The sequence below is a fragment of the Nostoc sp. ChiVER01 genome (assembly GCF_034531155.1).
GTDB lineage: Bacteria > Cyanobacteriota > Cyanobacteriia > Cyanobacteriales > Nostocaceae > Nostoc.
Genome location: NZ_JAVRBS010000009.1, coordinates 85499 through 108450, shown reverse-complemented (window position 1 = coordinate 108450; position 22952 = coordinate 85499). Strand labels below are relative to the sequence as shown.

The 22952-nt window shown below is 42.6% G+C and carries 3 protein-coding genes; all 3 read right to left on the bottom strand.

Annotated elements, in window-relative coordinates:
- Positions 1 to 50 precede the first annotated feature (50 nt).
- A complete protein-coding gene (locus RMY00_RS14320) occupies positions 51 to 8741 on the bottom strand; it encodes a non-ribosomal peptide synthetase (protein WP_322648179.1) in 8691 nt (2896 codons plus the stop codon).
- Positions 8738 to 18625: a non-ribosomal peptide synthetase gene (locus RMY00_RS14315; RefSeq protein ID WP_322648178.1), complete on the bottom strand. Its 9888-nt coding sequence runs from the start codon at positions 18623 to 18625 to the stop codon at positions 8738 to 8740. Before RMY00_RS14315 ends, RMY00_RS14320 begins: the two co-directional genes overlap by 4 nt.
- 71 nt (positions 18626 to 18696) lie before the next feature.
- Positions 18697 to 22950 (bottom strand): beta-ketoacyl synthase N-terminal-like domain-containing protein, encoded by a 4254-nt coding sequence (locus RMY00_RS14310; RefSeq protein WP_322648177.1) that lies wholly within the window; start codon positions 22948 to 22950, stop codon positions 18697 to 18699.
- Between the last annotated feature and the right edge of the window lie 2 nt (positions 22951 to 22952).

Below are 22952 nucleotides of genomic sequence, written 5' to 3'. Positions count from 1 at the left end.
TTCACAGTAGAATGCTCCTTATGAGCAGAATCTGGCGATCAAAAGAAGGTTTATACCCCATCACCCATAGTTTCCTGTGCTTCTTCGATACAAGCTTTCAACTGTTTGGCTAATGTCTGAACATAGGGTTGAGTCATCATCGTGACATGGTTGCCAGGGACAAAATGGATATCCATCGGCTCGGGAGAAAACTTGCTCCAGCCCCAGGTCGAATCCTGCAAAATCTCAGAAAGTACTTCACTATTAGACTCCTCGACTGCGGGAGTTTCGCTGGCCCGCAACAAAGTAATTCGGATTGGATAAACCTGTTGTGGCACATAATTAACTAGAGAGTTAGCTTTGAGTAATTGCACCATATTATTAAGCTGTGTAATTTCATCATCGGGAGGCAAGATATCAGCATTTTTTAATCGTTCTAGAACGTATTTCAGTTGATCTTCCCAAACCAAACATTGAAGAATTTCGTCTGAAATATCTAGTTTCTTTGCGTAAATAATTTCGATTGCACCTGCCAATTGAGCTAGCCATTTAGCATTATCCCAATCAAAACCTTCTGGCTTTTCCTGATAAAAAGGTGCTGAAGTATCAAGAATGGCAACTAAAGCAACCTTATGTCCTTTGCGAAGTAACTGCTGCGCCATTTCAAAGGCTAATTTACCGCCAAAAGAATGCCCAGCCAAAAAATAAGGCCCCTGCGGTTGAACAACCTCTAGTTCTTGAATGTACTGGGCTGCCATATCCTCAACTTTGGTAAGGGCTACCGATCCTCCAGAAAGACCATTTGCTTGGAAACTGTAAAATGGTTGATCTGAACCTAGACAACGAGCTAAGTCATACAAGTAGAAAGGAGTACCAGCAGCTCCTGGAAGGCAAAACAAAGGTGGCTTGGAACCGTTCGACTGAATTGCTACTAAGGGAGACCAAATTGAGGAATCCGAATCCGCTTGCACAACAGTTGCCAACTGTTCGATAGTTGAATTTTGGTAAAGGCTGGCTATAGGAATATCTTTACCAAACTGCTGTTTAATTTGAGCCATTAAGTAAGGAGTTAAAAGGGAATGACCACCGAGGTCAAAGAAATTATCTTGTACTCCTACCTTGTCCACTTTCAAAATTATTGACCAGATTTGTGCTAATTGCAGTTCTAATTGGTTACGTGGTGCAACAAATTTATCTGAGTCGCTGCTATGTAAATCAAATACTTTCAATGCGCGGCGGTCTACTTTGCCGCTAGGAGTTAGGGGCAACGACTCCAACATCACAAAAGCATTGGGTACCATATACTCTGGTAGCTTTGCTTTGAGGAAATGGCGCAGTTCGCTAATTGTCGGTGTACAGTGCTGATGCGGCACTATGTAGGCGACTAGGCGCTGATCGCCGTCTTTGTAGGTGATGACACAACATGCCTCCACATCGCCATGTTGGCTCAGTACTGCTTCGATTTCTCCCAATTCGATCCGGAAGCCTCGCACTTTAACCTGATTGTCGATGCGTCCTAAGTATTCAATGTTTCCATCCGGTAAATAGCGTGCTAAATCTCCAGTTTTATACAGCCGGGAGTACGTGTCAGTGCTAAAGGGATTGGGGATAAATCTCTCAAGTGTTAATTCAGGTCGGTTCAGGTAGCCTCGCGCTAAAGAGACACCACCAATGTATAATCCTCCTGCTACACCGATAGGTACAGGCTGTAGATATTTATCTAAGATGTATATCTGTGTATTAGCAATTGGTCGTCCAATTGGAGGAAGTAGCGGCCAAGCGTCCACTGAATTAGTCAGAGTAAAAGTGGTGACTACATGGCTTTCTGATGGCCCATAATGATTGTGCAAAGTACAATCATCAGTTAGTTTGCTTAACCAATGAGAAATGGCGGGAGTAATTTGCAACTGTTCACCAGCAGTAATGATTTCCCGCAAATTACTAGTAAATAAATCACCGCCAACAGCGACTTCAGCTAGTTGTTGTAAGCCAACAAAGGGAATAAACAATCTTTCAACCGCTTTGTTTTCCATCAAAGCTAACAAAGCCACTGGATCTCGGCGCAATTCCTCCGTGATCAAGAGCAATGTACCTCCAGAATACCAAGTAGAAAACATTTCCTGAAAGGAGACATCAAAGCTGATAGGAGAAAATTGCAGAGTTTTTGCTCCACGAGAAATTTTCATATTTTCCAGTTGCCACAGGATCAAATTGCAAAGAGCAAGCTGACTCATGGCTACACCTTTAGGTTTACCTGTAGAACCAGAGGTGTAAATTACATAACCTAAGTTAGTTGCTTGCACATCAGAGATGAAATTGTCCTGGCTAAACTGGGAAATTAATTGCCAGTTAGTATCCAAACAGACAAGTTTTGCTTGATGCTCAGGTAGTATCTCAACGAGTTGCTGCTGAGTCAACAATATCGAAACAGCCGCATCTTCTAACATGAAACTCAGGCGTTCTTGAGGATAGTTTGTGTCAAGTGGCACGTAAGCCCCACCCGCCTTAAGAATCCCCAATAGTCCTATGACCATTTCTAGCGATCGCTCCACATAAATGCCCACCAACACATCAGCTTTCACACCCAAAAAGCGTAAGTAGTGCGCCAACTGATTTGCTTTGGCATTCAACTGGTAGTAAGTCAGTTGTTGATTTTCAAAGACAGCTGCGATCGCATCTGGAGTACGCTCTACTTGCCCTTCAAACAGCTGATGGATACATTTATTTTGAAGATAATCAACTTGAGTGTCGTTCCATTCCACTAATAATTGCTGTTCCTCAGTTGCTGTCAGCAGAGGCAATTGCAAAATTCGCTGCTGTGGATTAGCAATAATTCCCTCAAGCAATGTTTGAAAATGCTCTAACATTCGAGCGATCGCTGCATCATCAAATCGGCTAGTATCGTAGCTAATCTTTACCAAAAATTGCTTACCAGGAGCAGCAACTACAGTCAGAGGATAATTGGTTTGTTCAATGCTGTGAATATTGTCTAGGTCGAAACTGTGATTGTGTTCTTGCACTGCCGCATCAACTGGATAATTCTCGAAGACAACAATGCTCTCAAATAAAGGCGTTCCTCTGGGGACTTCACTCCAGCCCTGAATCTCTACTAATGAACTATATGAGTATTGCTCAGACTCAACTTGCAGTGCCTGTAAATCCTTCAACAAAGCCAGCACTTGGGTATCATCTGCAACTTGAACTCGCACTGGCAAAGTGTTGATAAATATTCCCACCATCGATTCGATGCCGATAAGAGATGGCGGACGACCGGACACAGTAGCACCAAAAACTACATCTGTTTCTTGGTTGTAGCGACACAGAAGTATTGCCCAAGTTGCCTGCACTAGATTATTTATTGTCAGTTGATGTTGTCGTGCAAAACTTTGTAGGGCTGCTGTTGCTTGCACTGTCAGTTGGATTTGTTGTTCACTATAACTAGAATTTAGCTGTTGTCGTTTTGACGAGGGTTTATCAACTATCAAAGAAGTGGGTGAGGTAAAACCTTGGAGTTTTTCTTTCCAGAATTGTTCAGCTAGGGCTAAGTCTTGTTTCTGTAGCCAAGCAATATAGTTGCGGTAGCTTTGGGTTGGTTGAACTGTCTTAGTTTCACCCTGAAAAATTGCTTGATAAAAATACAATAGGTCTTTGAAAACCAAAGGCATTGACCAGCCATCAAGCAATAAGTGATGAGAACTCCAAACGAATTGATAAGTATCTGCACTCAATTGAATGAGGGCCAGGTGCATCAGTGGTGCAAGAGAGAGTTGGAAACCCTGTTGTCGCTGTGAATGCAAGAAAAGCTCTAATTGCTCTTGCTGATCTTGTGCAGATAGCCGTTGCCAATCATGTCTGTTGAGGTTAATATCCACCTGCCGATAAACTACTTGAAGTGGCTGGGTTAATTGCTCCCAAACAAAAGCAGTCCGCAAGATTGAATGCCGTGCTACCACTTGCTGCCAAGCTTGCTCAAAAGCTGCTACGTTCAACTCACCTTTTAAAGTAAAACTTAACTGCTCAAAATATACTCCTGTGTCTGGAGCATACAAACTTTCAAACAGCATCCCTTGCTGCATGGGAGAAAGTGGGTAAATATCTTCAATATTTTTGGAGTTAGTTTTGCCTAAACTTGTCAACAGTTGGTCTAGTTCTAGCTGGTTTAGGTTGACTAGCGGGAAATCTGAAGGTGTATAACCTCCACTCTCAGGTGATGAACAATGAGCAATCAACCCTTGCAATATTTTGACAAAATCTTGCGCCAGAGTTGCGATCGTGGCGTGCTGGTGGATATTTGTGCTGTAAATCCACTCGATTTGCAACCGTTCTCCAGCAATAATGCTGTTAATGTCTAATAAATGAGCGCGGTTGTTCTGCAAACTTTGGCTTTGTCCAGCAGACTCACTAGCTGGCTGCATCCAAGAAGATGTATTGAGAAGTTGATCGAATTGACCCAAATAATTAAAACTGATTTCTGTTTGCCCAAATGCTTGGACTTGAGCAGCAATTTCTGCATCCTGACTCAGATAGCGCAATAAGCCGTAGCCAATTCCTTTGTTGGGAATAGCGCGCAGTTCTTCTTTGACAGATTTTAGGGCATCTGCTGGATTTTCTGTTGCTTGGAGTTCCACAAATACAGGGAAAATGGTTGTAAACCAACCGATAGTCCGTGATAAATCAACACCATCAACAATATCTTCCCGCCCATGACCTTCTAAGTTGAACAGCACAGAGCTTGAGTTAGTCCATTTTGCCAAAACCAGCACCAAGGCAGTCAGTAGCACATCATTAATCTGAGTGTTGTAAGCCTTTGGCACATCTTGCAGTAAGGCACGAGTTTCGATCTCATTTAATGACACTGATACTGTACTGGCAGACGCAACGGTGTTTGCCCCTTGTGTATGGTCAACTGGGATGGAAGGAACTGCGGCGCGAGATTCATTCAGCCAATAAGCCACTTCAGATTTGAGGGCAATTGATTGTGCATAAGCTGTTAATTTTTCAGACCAATCCTTGAAAGAAGTTGTTTTGGCAGTCAGGGCAATGGCTTTACCTTGAGCAAGTTGCTGGTAAGCTGTTTGTAAATCCTCTAATAAAATCCGCCAAGAAACACCATCAACTACCAAGTGATGGATAACTATTAGTAATCGTGCCCTTTTGTCAATACCCAGATGAAAAAAGGCGACTTGCACTAGATTTTCTGACAGATTCAAACTCGCCTGAAAGGAAGCCGCTTTAGTTTCAATGGCAGTTTGTTGCTCACTTTCTGGGAGTTCCGATAAGTCTATTTGAGAGAAAGAAATGTTATCATTTACAGCAGAGTGAATTTGTTGCCAAGTGGACTCATATTGTGTAAAACGTAAGCGCAGAGCATCGTGATGTGCTAACAATTGCTGCAATACTTGCTTTAATAACTCTGGTTCGAGGTCAGATGGGACTGAGAGCAGAAATGATTGATTAAAGTGGTGCGGCTCTGGGAAATTTTGCTCAAAGAAATAGTGTTGAATTGGTGTTAGAGGTAATGTCCCTGTGACTAATCCTTGTTCTACTGCGATCGCATTTACTATGTTAGCAACTGTCGCTAATTCTGCAATTGTTTGATGTGCAAATAATTGCTTGAGAGCCAGATGCAATCCTATTTGCTTGGCTCTGCTAATAATTTGAATACTGAGAATAGAATCTCCGCCAAGTTCAAAGAAGTTATCGTAAATGCCCACTTGCTCTAGTCTCAGAACTTCTGCCCAAATCTGCGCTAGCATTCCTTCAATGGGGGTGCGTGGCCCTACAAAACTGACTTCTAGTTCCCCACGAAAGTCTGGTGCAGGCAATGCGCGGCGGTCTACCTTGCCATTGGGCAAAAGAGGTAGGGACTCTAGCATCACAAAAGCATGAGGCATCATGTAAGCAGGCAATTGCCCAGAGATGAAGGAGCGCAACTGGTTAACTGTAGGTATCTGCCCTTGATGCGGTACTACGTAGGCAACTATGCGTTTATTACCTGGAGTATCTTCGCAAACAATGACACAAGATGCTTTGACATCACCGTGTTGGCTCAGTACTGTTTCGATTTCTCCCAACTCAATACGGAAGCCGCGAATTTTCACTTGGTTGTCAATTCGTCCTAAATATTCGATATTCCCGTCGCTTAAGTAGCGTACCAAGTCCCCAGTTTTGTAGAGGCGGGAATTTGGATTAGTGCTAAACGGATTGGGAATAAACTTTTCGCTTGTTAATTGTGGAAGGTTGAGATATCCTTTTGCCAACCCCACACCACCAATGTACAATTCTCCTGGCACACCAATTGGAACAGGCTGTAAATATGTGTCTAGAATATATATATTCCTGTTAGGCAGAGGACGACCAATAGGAATTTTTTTCAGATTAATATCTTGACTCAACTGGGGAAGAATTTCAAACAGTGTTGCGGTGATAGTCGTTTCTGTGGGGCCATAAGCGTTGACCAGACGAACACAAGACATTGGACTTTGTTGCCATTGGGTAACATATTCGGGCAAAATTATATCTCCACCAACAACCACAAGTCTGAGTTTGCTGTTGGTATCTAACACTTGTGTTTTGACCCACTCTTGAGCCAGTTGTTGCCAATAGGCTGTTGGGAGATTAACGACACTAAGTCCAAAATCCAAAATTATTTTTTGAAAGTTTGTCGGAGTCCATACATCTGAGCCTCGGAGTATTAAACAAGCACCAACTATTAATGTAGGAAATATTTGTTCTAATGAGGCATCGAAGTTGATTGAGGCAAACTGGAGTACACGATCACTCTGTACAAGTGCATAAGCTTGTTGAATAATACAGCAGTGGTTGGCGATCGCGCCATGTGAGATAAGAACCCCTTTGGGTCTGCCTGTAGAACCAGAGGTATAAATTACATAAGCCAAGTTAGTTGTTTGTACTTTTGTGATACCTACGGTAAGCTGCACGATCGCATTATCCTGACTTGACAGTGAAATAGATTGCCAGTCAGTATCTAAACATACAACCTGCGCTTGATGCTGAGGTAACTTTTCAAGGAGTTGCTGTTGTGTTAGCAAAACTGGAACTTGAGCATCTTCTAGCATAAAGCTCAAGCGTTCTTGGGGATAGTCTGGGTCAAGTGGCACATAAGCCCCACCTGCTTTGAGAATACCCAGTAGTCCCACGACCATTAAGAGCGATCGCTCTACACAAATACCTACCAATGTATCTGGTTTTACACCTAAAGACTGCAAGTAATGCGCCAACTGGTTAGCGCGACAGTTCAATTGCTGGTAAGTCAGTTGTTGATTGTCAAAGATAATTGCTACAGCATCCGGGGTACGCTTAACCTGCTCCTCAAACAACTCATGGATACACTTATCAAACGGATAATCTACTTGAGTCGAGTTCCATTCAACTAATAACTGATGCTGTTCAACTTGTGTAAGCATTGGCAATTGGGAAATTCGCTCTTTGGGATTAGCCACAATTCCTTCCAGCAAAGTCACAAAATGCCCAGTCATCCGCTCAATTGTGCTGCTATCAAATAAGTCTGTACTGTACTCCCATACACCCACTAATCCAGTACCAGAGTTGTACATTGATAAACTCAAATCAAACTTAGTAGTTTTGCTTTCTGCTGTTAAAAAACTGATAGTTAAACCAGCAAGCTCTAGTTTAGACATGGGTGCATTCTGGAGTGCAAACATCACTTGGAACAGTGGTGTATGGCTGAGATTCCGTTCTGGCTGCAATGCCTCAACTAGCATTTCAAAAGGCAATTCCTGATGAGTATACGCTCCTAGAGTTATTTGGCGAACGCGACCAAGTAATTCGCTAAAACTGGGGTCGCCTGCTAAGTTAGTACGCATCACTAAGGTGTTGACAAAAAAGCCAATTAACCCTTCTATCTCACTGCGATCGCGGTTGGCGATCGGTGTCCCTACCAAAATGTCTGATTGCCCTGTGTAACGGTAAAGTAAAATATCAAAGGCTGTTAATAGAGTCATAAAGAGAGTACAACCTCCCTCTTGGCTCAGTTTTGTCAGTCTATTAGTCAACTCAACTGAGAGTGGAAATTCTTGAGTTGCACCAGCGAAAGTCTGCACGGCAGGTCTGGGACGGTCTGTGGGTAGTGACAATAAAGTTGGTGCATCTTTTAATTGTTGTTGCCAATAATTTAGTTGAGTTTGTAGTGCATCCCCTTGCAACCAGTCTCTTTGCCATAAGGCAAAATCTGCGTATTGAATGGGTAGTGGTGCTAAAGGTGACGGCTCACCTTCAGAATAAGCCTTGTACAGTGCTGCTAGTTCTTGGACAAACACACCCATTGACCAGCCGTCAGAGACAACATGGTGCATACACACTAACAAGACATATTCTGTCTCATTCAACAATACTAATGTTGCTCTAATTAGTTCTTGGTTTGCCAAGTCAAAAGGTTGAATAGCTTCTTGTTGTACCAATTGCTGTGTAGTAATTTCTTGTTCATTTGTGGATAAATGCTTCAAGTTAACAATTGATACGATCCCCTGTTCCTTGTTCCCTGTTCTCTGTTCCCTAATGATTTGTAGTGGTTGTCCATCAACAGTGATAAAGTTTGTGCGTAAAGCTTCATGGCGATCAATAATTTCTTGCAAGCTTTGTTCTAAAGCAGCTTGATTGAGATTGCCCACTAGACGCAAAGCTAAGGGGATGTTGTATGAAGCACTATTCGGCTCTAACTGGTCTAAAAACCACAAGCGCTGTTGAGCATAAGATAGGGGTAATAATTCTTCAGTAATCATCTCTTGCTCCTTGGTAGAATGCGTGGAACAGTTAGGTCTAAGTTTTGTTGCTGTAACTTCCCGATAGATTGCGCTAGTTCAGCTATTGTTGCGACATTGAAAAATTCGCTTAAAGAAAGTTGCACTTTGAAGCGATCGCGGATGCGTGAAACCAGTTGGGTTGCAAGTAGCGAGTGTCCGCCAAGTTCAAAGAAGTTATCATGAATTCCTACTTGCTCTAATCCCAGCACTTGTGACCAAATTTGTGCCAGTGTTTCTTCTATTGGTGTGCGCGGGGCAACATATTTATCTGAAATTTCGCTTTGTAAATCCGGTATGGGCAAAGCACGGCGATCTACCTTGCCGTTAGGAGTTAGCGGCAATGACTCCAAGATGACAACAGCATTTGGCACCATGTAATCTGGTAATTTTGTTTTCAAGAATTGCCGCAGTTCGCTGCCTAAAGTGGGTGTACAGTCCTGATGCGCTACCACATAGGCTACTAAGCGTTTATCACCAGGGATATCTTCACGAAGGATGACGCAAGATGCTTGCACATCACCATGTTGGTTCAGGACTGTTTCGATTTCTGACAATTCGATGCGGAAACCGCGCATTTTTACTTGGTTGTCAATACGTCCTAAGTATTCAATATTGCCATCAGGTAAATAGCGTGCTAAGTCCCCAGTTTTATATAATCTACTCCCTCCTGAATCCTCAAACGGATTGGGGATAAATTTCTCTTGTGTTAATTCGGGACGGTTGAAATAACCCCGCGCTAACCCTGCACCACCAATAAACAATTCTCCTGGTACACCAATAGATACCAGTTGCAGATTTTTATCTAAAATATAAACCTGGGTATTAGCAATGGGACGACCAATAGGAACAGAGACATCTGGACTGAGTGAGGTTGGGATTTGATAACAGCAAGTAAAAGTTGTATTTTCTGTTGGGCCATAGCCGTTAATCAATTGACAATTCCCTACAGTTTGGAGAAATTTCTGGACATGAGGAACAGATAAAATATCACCACCTGCTAACAGTTGACGTAAGGATTTTAAAACATCAATATTTTCATCTACCATTAAATGAAATAGACCCGCCGTTAGCCAAAGGGTAGTAACTTGGTATTGCTCAATAACTTGTCCTAATTCATTTATTGATGGGTTATTAGAGGGGAATACTATTAGTCTTCCACCGTTAACTAAGCAACCCCAAATTTCAAAAGTTGCAGCGTCGAAGGAGATGGGAGCAAATTGTAGAAATACTTCTTGAGCAGAAATGCTCACATAATTGGTTTGTTTGACTAATCGAACTACACCTCTATGGATAATGCTAACGCCTTTGGGTTGACCTGTAGAACCGCTTGTGTACATTACATAAGCTAAGTTATCAGCTTTGATGCTAGTAGTTGGGTTGTGTTGTGCTTGTTGGCTGATGATATCCCAGTTTGAGTCTAAGCAAATTACACCAGCTTGGCGATCGCGTAGCGTCTCCTCTGGAGAATCGGCAAAGCCGCGCCGGAGGCGATCGCCTAGTTTGTTAACTAGTTTTTCTTGAGTCAATACGACTGATAGCTGAGTGTCTTCGAGCATGAAGCTTAAACGCTCTTGGGGATATTCTGGGTCGAGAGGTACATAAGCCCCACCCGCCTTGAGAATTCCCAACATTCCCACTATCATTTCTAATGATCGCTCCACACACAACCCAACCAGTACTTCTGGTTTGATCCCAAGGGTTTGTAGATAATGGGCAAGTTGATTTGCTCTGGCGTTTAACTCGGTATATGTAAGGTGTTGATCCCCAAATATCACCGCCGTTGCATTGGGTGTTTGTTCTACTTGCGCTTCAAACAACTGGTGAATGCATTTATCTTTGGGATATTCTAATGCTGTCTGGTTCCACTCCACTAGAAGTTGATGATGCTCTTCTAAAGAAACAAGAGAGTGCAACTCATAACGTCCTTGTGGCTGGTTCGCCATTGCAGCAAGAACTCTAAGGTAATAATCGCTAATCCTGTTAATTTGTTCGGAACATAATTCACAGGGATCGTATTTCAAATTCAGTGCTACCTCAGAGGAGTTGGGACTGACGCTGAATTGAGCAAGAAAAGTAAAGTTTGTTTGTTCAAAAAACTTTCCACCTAGCAGCTGTAAATTATCGAGTCCCAGTACTTGTTCGTAGACATGGAAATGCGTGAAATTAAACGCCGTCTCAAACAGAGGAGATTCGCTACCCAAACTTCTCTGTATTTCTGCCAAAGGATAGCGGCGGTGTGGCAACATTTCTCGTTCTGCTGCAAACACTTTTTGCACCAGGTCTGTCCAAGTACCTCCAGCAAATTGCAAGCGGAATGGCAATGTATTGAGGAATAGTCCCAGGACTCGTTCACCATCACTTTGCTCAGGTCGTCCGTTAGCTGCTACACCCGTTACTACATCTGACTCACCAGTGAGGAAATTTAATACTCGCAGATGAGCAGCCAACAGCACACTCTTGAGTGTAACTTCTGCCGACTGAGCCAGTTGTTTTAAGCCTGCAAAAATTTCGGGGGATAAAGTTACCTCTTGCACACCAACTTCTCGAACATTAGTATTTGTTTGCACAAAAGACCAGCGAGGTAATTTGGTAAAAGTGCTGTCGTTTAACCTTTCACTCCAGTATCGCGCAGTTGACGATGATGCGATCGCTTGTTGCTCTAAAGCCACAAAATCCCGGAACGCAATACTGAATTTTGGCGATACATAATCGACTCCTTTGCCTAAAAGCGACAAGTAACGCTTAAGCAACTCACTCATCATTGAGGCAACACTCCATCCATCAAGAATGGCGTGGTGAAAGCTCAAAGCCAGATTAAATGTATCCTCTGTGCGACGATGAACAAAGAAACGCACTAAGGGAGGATGAGTCCAATCAAAATGCCGTTTCTTTTCAGCTGCAAACCAAGCAGCTAATGCATCTTCTTGCTCAGAATGATTCAAATCACACCAATCCTCCACCTGCAACGTAACCTCAACCTGCTGATGAACCAGTTGCAATGGAATACTAAAGTTACTAAGCTCAAATGAAGTCCGCAGTACAGCGTGATGATTGACTAAATCTTGAATAGCGACCTCTAAAAGTTGAACATCAAAAGGGGTTTTGAGGTAGAAGCTGAAAATATCGTGATAGACTGCACTATCTTGGCTGTACTCACTGTGATAAATCATTCCCATTTGCAGCATAGCAAGGGGATAGGCATCCTCTAGACCATCAGGTAACTGCTGTTTGTCTGCTTGAGAAATTAGGCTGAATGGTTGAGTTAGTTCTAATTTTGCAATGTTATTCTCTTGTGTTTCCAGTTCTTGGACTAGCTCGTGAATTGTTTGATGTTGGAATAGCTGTGCAAGAGAGAAACTCAAACCATGTTCTTTAGCTTGAGACAGCACTTGAATGCTACGGATAGAATCTCCACCTAAAGCAAAGAAGTTATCATGAATACCCACCTGCTCAATACCGAGAACATTAGCCCAGATAGTGGCTAATATTTTTTCTTCTCTTGTGCTAGGCGTAACAAAAACATCTTCTAGTTCTGGTCTTGCAGTGTCAGGTACAGGTAAAGCGCGACGGTCTATCTTACCATTTGCTGTCAGTGGGAGAGCTTCTAACTGTACAAAAGCACTTGGAACCATGTAGCTTGGCAGTTGGTTGCTGAGGAAGCGACGCAGTTCTTGGATTGTCAGAGATTGTCCCACCTGCGGCACTACGTAAGCCACTAAACGTTTGTTACCCAGTTCATCCTCTCGCACTACCACCACACTTTCCCAAACATCTGGGTGAGCAGCTAATAATGCTTCCACCTCACCCAACTCAATGCGGAAACCCCGAATCTTGACTTGATTATCGATGCGTCCCAAATATTCTAAATCGCCATTGGGCAAATACCGTGCCAAGTCCCCGGTTTTATATAGTCGCGCTTTGTCGTAGTTGCTAAAAGGATGAGAAATAAAGCGTTCTGCTGTCAGTTCTGGACGATTCAGATAGCCACGCGCCACCCCAGCACCACCAACGTACATCTCACCAGGAACGCCAATTGGTACTGGCTGTTTATATTCATCCAGCACATAAACCTTGAGGTCAGGTATCGGACGACCTATAATACTGGCTGTGTGATTTAAATCTTCCTTGCTCAATGGACGATAAGTGACGTGTACAGTAGTTTCTGTAATCCCATACATATTCACTAATTGGGGTGAGGTGTCGCCATGTCGCTCAAACCAAGGCTGTAAGCTCTTGATTTCTAAGGCTTCTCCACCGAAAATTACCAAGCGTAAGTTTAAATTACTAGTGGTTAAACCTGACTGTTCAGCTTGAATTAATTGGCGGAAGGCGGAAGGTGTTTGATTGAGAATTGTGACTTGCTCTTGACACAATAACTGATAGAAGGATTCGGGCGATCGCGTCACTAAATACGGAACTACTACCAGTCGTCCACCATACAGCAATGCGCCCCAAATTTCCCACACGGAAAAGTCGAATGCATAAGAGTGGAACATTGTCCACACATTATCTTGACTAAAGTGATACCAAGAATCCGTGGCTGCAAACAGACGCACTACATTTGAGTGGTTGACTAAAGTACCTTTAGGTTGACCTGTTGAGCCTGATGTATAAATGACATAAGCTAAGTTATCAGTTGTAGAGCCACTAACTGGATTGTCTTCACTTTCCGTTGATATGTCTTCCCAGTCTCGATCTAAGCAGAATACACGGGCGGTATGTTCCGGTAAGCTAGTGAGCAATTTCTCTTGAGTCAACAGTATCTGCACCTGTGAATCATTGAGCATATATGCCAAACGGTCAGTAGGATAGTCTGGGTCAAGTGGCACATAAGCCCCGCCTGCTTTGAGAATTCCCAAGAGTCCCACAAGCATTTCTAAAGAGCGTTCTACACACAACCCAACCAGCGTATCTGCTTCCACACCCAATGAGCGCAAGTAATGAGCCAACTGGTTAGCGCGACAATTCAACTGGTGATAGGTAAGTTGTTGATTTTCAAATACAACTGCTACTGCATTTGGGGTACGCCCAACCTGTTCTTCAAACAACTCATAGATACACTTATCCTGAGAATAATCCGCCTGAGTATCGTTCCACTCTACTAATAACTGTTGTTGCTCAGGTTGTGTCAGCAGTGATAATTGAGAAATTCGCTTCTCTGGGTTAGAAACGATACTTTCCAGCAAGGTTCTAAAATGCCCACTCATCCGCTCAATTGTGCGCTCATCAAATAAGTCAGTACTATACTCCCATACACCCACCATTCCAGTCGGAGTGTTCTGCATTAATAAAGACAAATCAAACTTAGCTGTTGCGCTTTCTGCAATCAATGGGGTGACACTTAACCCAGTTAACTCGACTTGAGACATAGGCGCATTCTGGAGTGCAAACATCACTTGGAACAGTGGTGTATAGCTAAGGTCTCTTTGTGGCTCCAATGCCTCAACTAGCATTTCAAAAGGCAAATTCTGATGAGCATAAGCGTCCATTGCCATTTCTCGTACACGAGTGAGCAATTCGCTAAAGCTAGGATTATCTGCCAGGTTACTACGCATGACTAAAGTGTTGACAAAAAAGCCAATTAACCCTTCTGTTTCACTGCGATCGCGGTTTGCAATTGGTGTCCCTACTAAAATGTCTCCTACACCTGTGTAGCGATAGAGTAAGGTATCATAAGCTGCCAAGAGCGTCATGAACAAAGTTACTCCTTGCTCCTGGCTTAGTTTTGTCAGCCGATTAGTTAACTCAACTGACAGTGCAAACTCTTGATATGCGCCAGCGAAAGTCTGCACCGCAGGTCTAGGTCGGTCTGTAGGTAGGGGCAATAAAGCTGGTGCGTTTGCTAGTTGCTGTTGCCAGTAACTTAGTTGGCTTTGCAGGACATCTCCTTGTAACCAGTTTCTTTGCCATAGGGCAAAATCTGCATACTGAATCGGCAGTGGTATTAAAGGTGACGGCTGACCTTGAGAATAAGCATTGTATAGTGCTGCTAATTCTTCGATAAACACACCTATTGACCAAGCATCAGACACCACATGGTGCATACACACTAACAAAATGTGTTCTGTCTCGGACAGCACTACTAATGTCGCCCTGAGTAATGCAACACTTGCCAGTTCAAAAGGCTGAATGGCTTGTTGTTGTATTAATTGCTGTGTGGCTATTTCTTGTTCGTCTGGTGGCAGATATTGCCACTCAAGAATTGAGAGCGTCCAATTCGTTTGTGTTTGAATGATTTGAGAAGGTTTTCCATTAACAGTGACGAAATTCGTGCGTAACGCTTCATGGCGATGAATAATTTCTTGTAAGCTTTGTTCTAAGGCTGCCTGATTAAAAGTTCCGACTAGACGCAAAGCTAAGGGGATATTGTATAAGGCACTGTTCGGCTCTAATTGGTCTAAAAACCACAAACGCTGTTGAGCATAAGACAGTGGTAATTGAGCATTCGTCTCTCTTGGTAAGATAGGTGGTGCAGAGAGTTCTATTTTTTGTTGCTGTAACTGCTCAATGATGAGTGCTAATTCGGCAACTGTCGCTCTTGCAAATAATTCACGCAATGGTAATTCTACCTTGAAAATGTTACGAATGCGTGAAACTAGTTGCGTTGCTAGTAGCGAGTGTCCCCCAAGTTCAAAGAAGTTATCATAAACTCCTACTTGCTCCACTTTCAGCACTTGCGCCCAAATTTGTGCCAGTAGTTCTTCAATCGGAGTGCGTGGGGCTACAAATTTGTCTGAATTACTGCTGTGTATATCAGGTGCAGGTAAAGCACCTCGGTCTACTTTACCGCTAGGAGTCAGTGGCAAGAAATCCAAGATCACAAAAGCATTGGGTACCATGTACTCTGGCAGCTTTGCTTTCAGGAATTGCCGTAGTTGGTTGATTGTCGGTGTACAGTTCCGATCTGTTACCACGTAGGCGACTAAGCGTTTATCACCCCTGTTATCTTCACGAACGATAACACAACATCCCTCTAGATCTTCATACTGGCTCAGTACGGCTTCGACTTCTCCCAACTCAATTCGGAAGCCTCGCACCTTAACTTGATTATCAATACGTCCTAAGTATTCAATGTTTGCATCCGGTAAATAGCGTGCCAAATCCCCCGTTTTATATAATCTATCCCTTTGTACCTCCTCAAAAGGGTTAGGGATAAATCTCTGTTGTGTTAACTGTGGTTGGTTGAGGTAGCCCCGCGCCAAAGCAACACCACCAATGTATAATTCTCCTGGCACACCCACAGGTACAGGCTGTAGATATTTATCCAGGATGTAAATTTGTGTGTTGGCAATGGGACGACCAATGGCAGGCAGTAGGGGCCAAGTCTCCACTGAATCAGTCAGCGTAAAAGTAGTGACTACATGGCTTTCTGATGGCCCATAATGATTGTGCAGAGTACAATCATCAGTGAGTTTGCTCAACCAGTGAGAAATGGCGGGAGTAATTTGCAACTGTTCCCCAGCAGTAATGATTTCCCGCAAATGACTTGTAAACAATTTATTGCCAACAGCTACTTCAGCTAGTTGCTGTAAGCCAACAAAGGGAATAAACAGTCTCTCAATCGCTTTGTCTGACATCAAAGCTAACAAAGCCATTGGCTCTCGCCGCAATTCCTCCGTAATCAAGACTAATGCACCTCCAGAATGCCAAGTAGAGAACATTTCCTGGAAAGAAACATCAAAGCTGAGAGGAGAAAATTGCAAAGTCCTTGCGCCGCGAGCAACTTTCAGATTTTCCACTTGCCAGAAGATTAAATTGACAAGAGCAAGCTGACTCATCGCTACACCTTTAGGTTTACCTGTAGAACCAGAGGTGTAAATCACATAACCCAGATTATCAGCTTGTACGCCAGAGATGAAATTGTCTTGACTGAACTGGGAAACTTGTATCCAGTCAGTGTCCAAACAGATAACTTTCCCTTGATGCTGAGGTAGTCTTTCAAGAAGTGAATTTTGGGTTAGCAGTACTTGAACTTGAGCATCTTCAAGCATGAAACTTAGGCGTTCATTGGGATAGTTGGGATCGAGTGGCAGGTATGCTCCACCTGCCTTGAGAATTCCTAACAGTCCCACGATCATTTCTAAGGAACGTTCCACACACAACCCCACCAATATATCGGCTTTCACTCCCAAAGACTTGAGGTAGTGCGCCAACTGATTTGCGCGACAGTTTAATTGGTAATAAGTCAGTTGTTGATTGCCAAACTCCACTGCCACTGCATCTGGGGTACGCTGAACTTGCTCCTCAAACAATTGATGCAGACATTTATTGAGGGGATAATCCACTCCTGTATTGTTCCACTCGACAAGTAATTGCTGTTGCTCAACTTGTGTCAGCAGTGGCAATTGAGAAATTTTTTCTTGAGGATTAGTAATAATGCTTTCGAGCAAGGTCACAAAATGACCCGCCATCCGCTCTATGGTGGGCGCATCAAACAAGTCTGTGTTGTATTGCCACACAGTTGCCAGTCCAGAGGTAGTATTTTTAATGAATAAAGTCAAATCAAACTTGGCAATTGTTCTTTCTATCGCTAACGGACTGACAGTTAAGCCAGTAAGCTCTACTTCAGATATGGGAGCATTTTCGAGGACAAACATCACCTGAAACAATGGTGTATGACTGAGGTCTCGTTGTGGCTGCAATGCTTTTACCAATTCCTCAAAGGGCAGGTCTGGATGAGCGTAAGCTTGCACTGTCAGTTGACGTACTCGACTTAACAATTGCCCAAAAGTGGGGTTGCCTGACAAATCGGTACGTAATACTAAAGTGTTGACAAGAAAGCCAATTAACCCTTCGAGTTCTAAGCGATCGCGTTTAGCAATGGGTGTGCCTACTAAAATGTCATCGGAGCCTGTATACCGATAAAGCAAGGTAACATAAGCTGCGAACAGCGTCATGAACAGAGTAGCTCCCTCTTGCCTGGTGAAATTAGCAACTGCTTGACTCAGTTGATTTGAAAGTTCGACACTGTAGAGTGCGCCTCGGAAAGTTTGAATGGCTGGTCTTGGTCTGTCTGTGGGTAACTCTAGTAAGGTAGGAGCGTTTTTGAGTAGTTTTTTCCAATAGTCAAGCTGTGTTTCGAGTATTTCTGCTTGTAACCACTGCCGTTGCCAAATAGCAAAGTCGGCATACTGAATTGGTAACTCAGGTAACTCTGGAGATAGGTTATTGCTAAGGGCTGAGTAAATGGTTGCTAATTCCCGCATTATCACACCCATTGACCAACCATCAAAAACAATGTGGTGTATTGTGATTAGCAAGACGTGTTCTACCTCTGTGAGTTTAAGCACAGAAGCTCGAATTAAAGGAGAATTAGCAAGAGCAAAGGGTCGAGTTGTTTCTGCTGTGGCTAATTGCTGACAAGCGATCGCTTTTTCACTTTCAGGTAAATCTGTTAAATCTATGATTGGCAGACTTAAGATTAAGCTGTCAGCAATTACTTGGACTGGCTGCTCGTTGATGGTGTCGAAGTTAGTACGTAATGCTTCGTGGCGAGAGATAATTTTGTTGAGGCTTTGCTCTAGTGCTACGACGTTCAACTGACCGTGCAATTTTAGAGCTGCTTGTTCGTTGTAGAAGGGGTTATCTGGTTCCAACTGGTTCAATAACCAGATTTGTTCTTGGCCAAAAGACAGAGGTAAGTTCTGAGGGCGATCGGCTTTGATCGGGGGTAAATCAGTATCAGTGGCGATATCATTTTTCTGGTGCAGCCACAAAATAAGTTCTGCTTTATTCTTAACTAATGAGTCACGAGTTTCTGCTGTCAATACTCCCTTTGGAGCATTAGCACGCAACTGTTCACCTTCAACCCACAATTTTACACCTTGTTGAGAAAGTTCAGCTACAAATTGCTTGATATTCATATAATTATTACCTTCATACTGTCAACTAATTCGTAACTCGTAATTCATAGTTAATAACTATTTCATGTCGATCATATTGCTATTTCTTCTCTATCAATTGCACCTAAGTTAATATCTGGTTCTAGTTGTTTTTCTAGCTTTAGTGCTATTTCAGCTATTGTGGGATATTCAAACAAACTTGCTAGAGATAATTTGATATAAAAAATATTTCGTAGCCGGGACAAAACCTGAACAGCTATTAGAGAATCTCCTCCCAATTCAAAAAAGTTGTCATTGATTCCTACTTGCTTGATTCCCAATAATTCTTGCCAGACATCGGCAATTTTTTGCTCAAGTTCATTGCGGGGAGCTATATATGAATTTGGCAAATCGGGTCTTGAGTGAAGTACAGATAAGTTTTCTAGCTGAAAATTATCCGGCTTTGTTTGTAATGAAAGCTGTAATTTTTGATCAGTCTCTTTTTGTCCAAACTTTGTGCTAAATGCGACTGGTACAGAAGCTTGAGCCATAATAATCTTATGCTCAAACGCTTCAGTTTCTGGAAAAGCAGCAACTTGAACAAAATCTTGAGCGCGTAATGCTTCAAACCACTCATTTTTGATAATAAAAGGCTGACCTGGGCTGCGTCTATTATCATCTAAAAGTTTCAACAGCAGACCCCAAGTGATATCAAAGTCTATTTTCGGCTGAGTAATTTCCCACACTAATAGGAAACCGCCAGGAGCTAATAAAGAGCGTACATGGTGGAGTGTTTGATCTATGTTCCGAGTTGCGTGCAACACATTAGAGGCGATGATGATATCAAAGCTACACTTTTCAAATCCTTGCTCAGTTGGAGACTTGTCTATATCTAGTAATCGATATTCAACAAATGGATAGTCCTTAAACTTCTGTTGCGCTTTAGTCAGAAAGCCGCTACCAATATCAGTAAAAGTATAGTTGGTTTGTTTTGAAGCCAATACAGGTAGTAATGCTTGCGTAGACATACCAGTACCCGCGCCGATTTCCAAAACTCTCAGGTGAACCGATGATGGCAATGACTTGACCACTTTTTCCAGGCTTGAGCGCAAGATAGAGTTGTAGTAATTTAATAATGCCAATTCTGAATTTGAACCGTTGTTTTCTTCTTGATAAATCAGTTCATTGAAAAACTCTAAAGGTTCTTGTTTACCAACAACAACATTAGCTAAATTTTCACCACAACGCTGTACTAAATCTACTGTTAGAGATTTAGCAGCCATTCTTACTCTGACTTCTTTTAAAAGTTCATGAATCAAATCTTGCGAACATGGCACTAGTCCAGTAAATAACCCCTCCTGTTGCTGTAGTTGTCCTTGCTCTACTAATATTTGCAACCATCTACACACCAATTGTTGATAACGGGGAGTTATATGGCATTGCGCCAACAAATTCTCTAAAGAATACTTTTCCTCGGTATTCTTAAAAGCCCCTAATTGTTTGAATGCAGAGTTGATATAGGCTGTACATAAATGATCCAACCAGTGTCTATTCTCTCGATATGTTAACTCGTTGAGTTCTCCATCTCTAACACTTGCTTGATTCTGGCCTGCTTCTATGAGCGATGTCCACAATTGTGATGTTGTGGGTAAGGTTTGCAACTGCCCCCAAGCTGTTTTTTGTGGAGGGTCAATCCAATAACGTTGGCGCTCAAAGGGATAAGTTGGTAAGGGAAGACGATAATATTCCTCCTGACTATAGAATCCAAACCAATCTATATTGACTCCAGCTAGCCAGAGTTGACCTAGTGTATTGAATAAAACACGAGTATCGGATTGCTTTTCTTGAGGATGACGTAACGAAGTCAACACCGTTTGTGCGGCTGCTTTGTCAGGATGCTTTTTAGCTAATGTAGTGAGTGTGTGTCCTGGCCCCACTTCTAGTAAGACTTGCTCAGGTGTTGCCAATAATTTCTCTACACCTTGGGCAAAAAGCACTGTGGAACGCAGATGTTGAGCGTAGTAGTCAGGATTTGTGGCTTGGGTGACTGTAATCCATGTACCAGTCAGGTTAGAGATATAAGGAATTTTTGGGTGATTTAAAGTAACTCTTTTAACTTGCTCTGCAAATGTCTCTAAAATTGGTTCCATCATTTGGGAGTGGAAGGCATGAGAAGTATGCAGACGGCGACATTCAATCCCTTGAGTAGCTAGCTGATTTTGTAGTGCCTCTATTGCTGCTATAGAACCGGAAACCACGCACTGCAAAGGTTGATTAATCGCTGCAACAGAAAGTTCTGATCCTAATAGGGATTTTACTTTGTCTACGGGCAAGGGAACAGAAAGCATTGCCCCACTAGGAAGTTGCTGCATTATCTGTCCGCGTGCTGCTACTAGAGATAAAGCATCTTCTAGGGAAAAAACTCCTGCTAGAGTTGCTGCTACATACTCGCCAATACTATGACCGATCGCAGCTTGTGGCTCCACTCCCCATGACTGCCATAATTTAGCTAGGGCGTATTCAATTACAAAAATAGCAGGTTGAGCAACAGCTGTTTGTTGAAGTTGCTGCGATGCCTCATCAATTTTTTCATCACTGGGGTAAAGAATATGACGTAAATCTTGCCCTAGTAGGGGTTTAAGGATTTCTGAGCAATAATCAACTTGTTCTTTAAATACTGTCTCGGTTTGGTAAATTTCCCGTGCCATGTTGACATATTGAGAACCTTGACCGGGAAACATAAAGACAACAGACCGTTCTGTAATCTCTGTATAGTTGGTAAATACTTGTTTTGACTCTAAACCTGTAACAGCATCTTCTAAGTCTTGACAAATTAACATCCGTCGATGATTAAAATCCCGGCGACCGCTATTGAGTGTATAAGCTACATCGCCTAAGTTGAGTTCTGGATGCTCTTTTAAATGCGTGATTAAATTATTTGTCGCCTTCTCCAGTGCAGTTGCAGTCTTAGCAGAAAGTACCAAAAGTTGATAATTTCTCCCCTGCTCCCCTGCTCCCCTGCTCCCCTGCTCTAACAAAGGAGTTTCTTCCAAAATCACATGAGCATTCGTCCCCCCCATACCAAAAGAACTTACCCCAGCACGGCGAGGGGTGTTATTTGTTTTCCATTCAGTCAGGGTTGTATTGACGTAAAAAGGACTGTTAGCAAAATCAATTTTGGGATTAGGTGTCTGGTAGTGCAAACTAGGAGGCAGCATTTGATGTTCCAGTGCTAATGCAGTCTTAATCAAACCTGTGACACCTGCTGCTGTATCCAAATGTCCAAAGTTGGTTTTTACCGAACCAATAGCGCAGAAGCCTTTTTTATCAGTACTTTGAGTAAAAGCTTGAGTTAACGCTGCGATTTCAATCGGATCTCCTAAAGGTGTAGCGGTGCCATGAGCTTCGATGTAAGAAATTGTTTCGGCATCTACACCAGCTATAGCTTGAGCCTCGCTAATGACTGCTGCTTGACCACTGACACTAGGAGCAGTGTAGCCGACTTTCATTGCACCATCATTATTGATCGCCGAGCCTTTAATAATTGCATGGATGTGGTCGCGATCGCTTATTGCATCCTTTAATCTTTTCAATACCACAATACCAGCACCGCTACCGACAATAGTTCCTTGTGCTTGAGCATCAAAAACACGGCAGTGTCCATCAGGAGAAAGAATCATTTCCTCTTGATACAAATAACCTCTGTTTTGGGGAATGCTGATAGAAACTCCACCAGCTAAAGCCATATCACATTCACCATTTAATAGACTTTGACAAGCTAAATGAACAGCGACTAAAGAAGTAGAACAGGCAGTTTGCACATTCACTGCTGGCCCTGTCAAGTTGAGTTTATAAGCAACTCGTGACGGCAAAAAATCTTTATCGTTGGAAATTCCCAATTGCAGAAGGCTAAATGTCTCTAATAATTGATGATGAGGATAAAGATTATTAAGCAAATAACTATTTATCCCTACACCACCATAAATCCCAATTAAACCGTTGTAAGTTTGTGGATCATAACCAGCTTTTTCTACAGCTTCCCAAGCTAATTCTAGAAATATGCGTTGTTGTGGATCTATTAACTCAGCTTCTTTCGCACTATAAGTAAATAAATTTGCATCAAACAATTCAATATCTGATAAAGCAGCACTAGCTTTCACATAATTAGAATTACTCAGTAAATCTAGAGAAATACCAGAATTTATTAATTCTTCATCTGTCAGCCAGGAGATAGACTCTACACCATCACGTAGATTTTGCCAAAAAGATTCAATATCTTTTGCTCCTGGGAACCGTCCAGCAGTAGCAATTATCGCTATCTCAGAATTGTTTAAATCATTATTGTTATTAACTGAATTTACTTTCATTT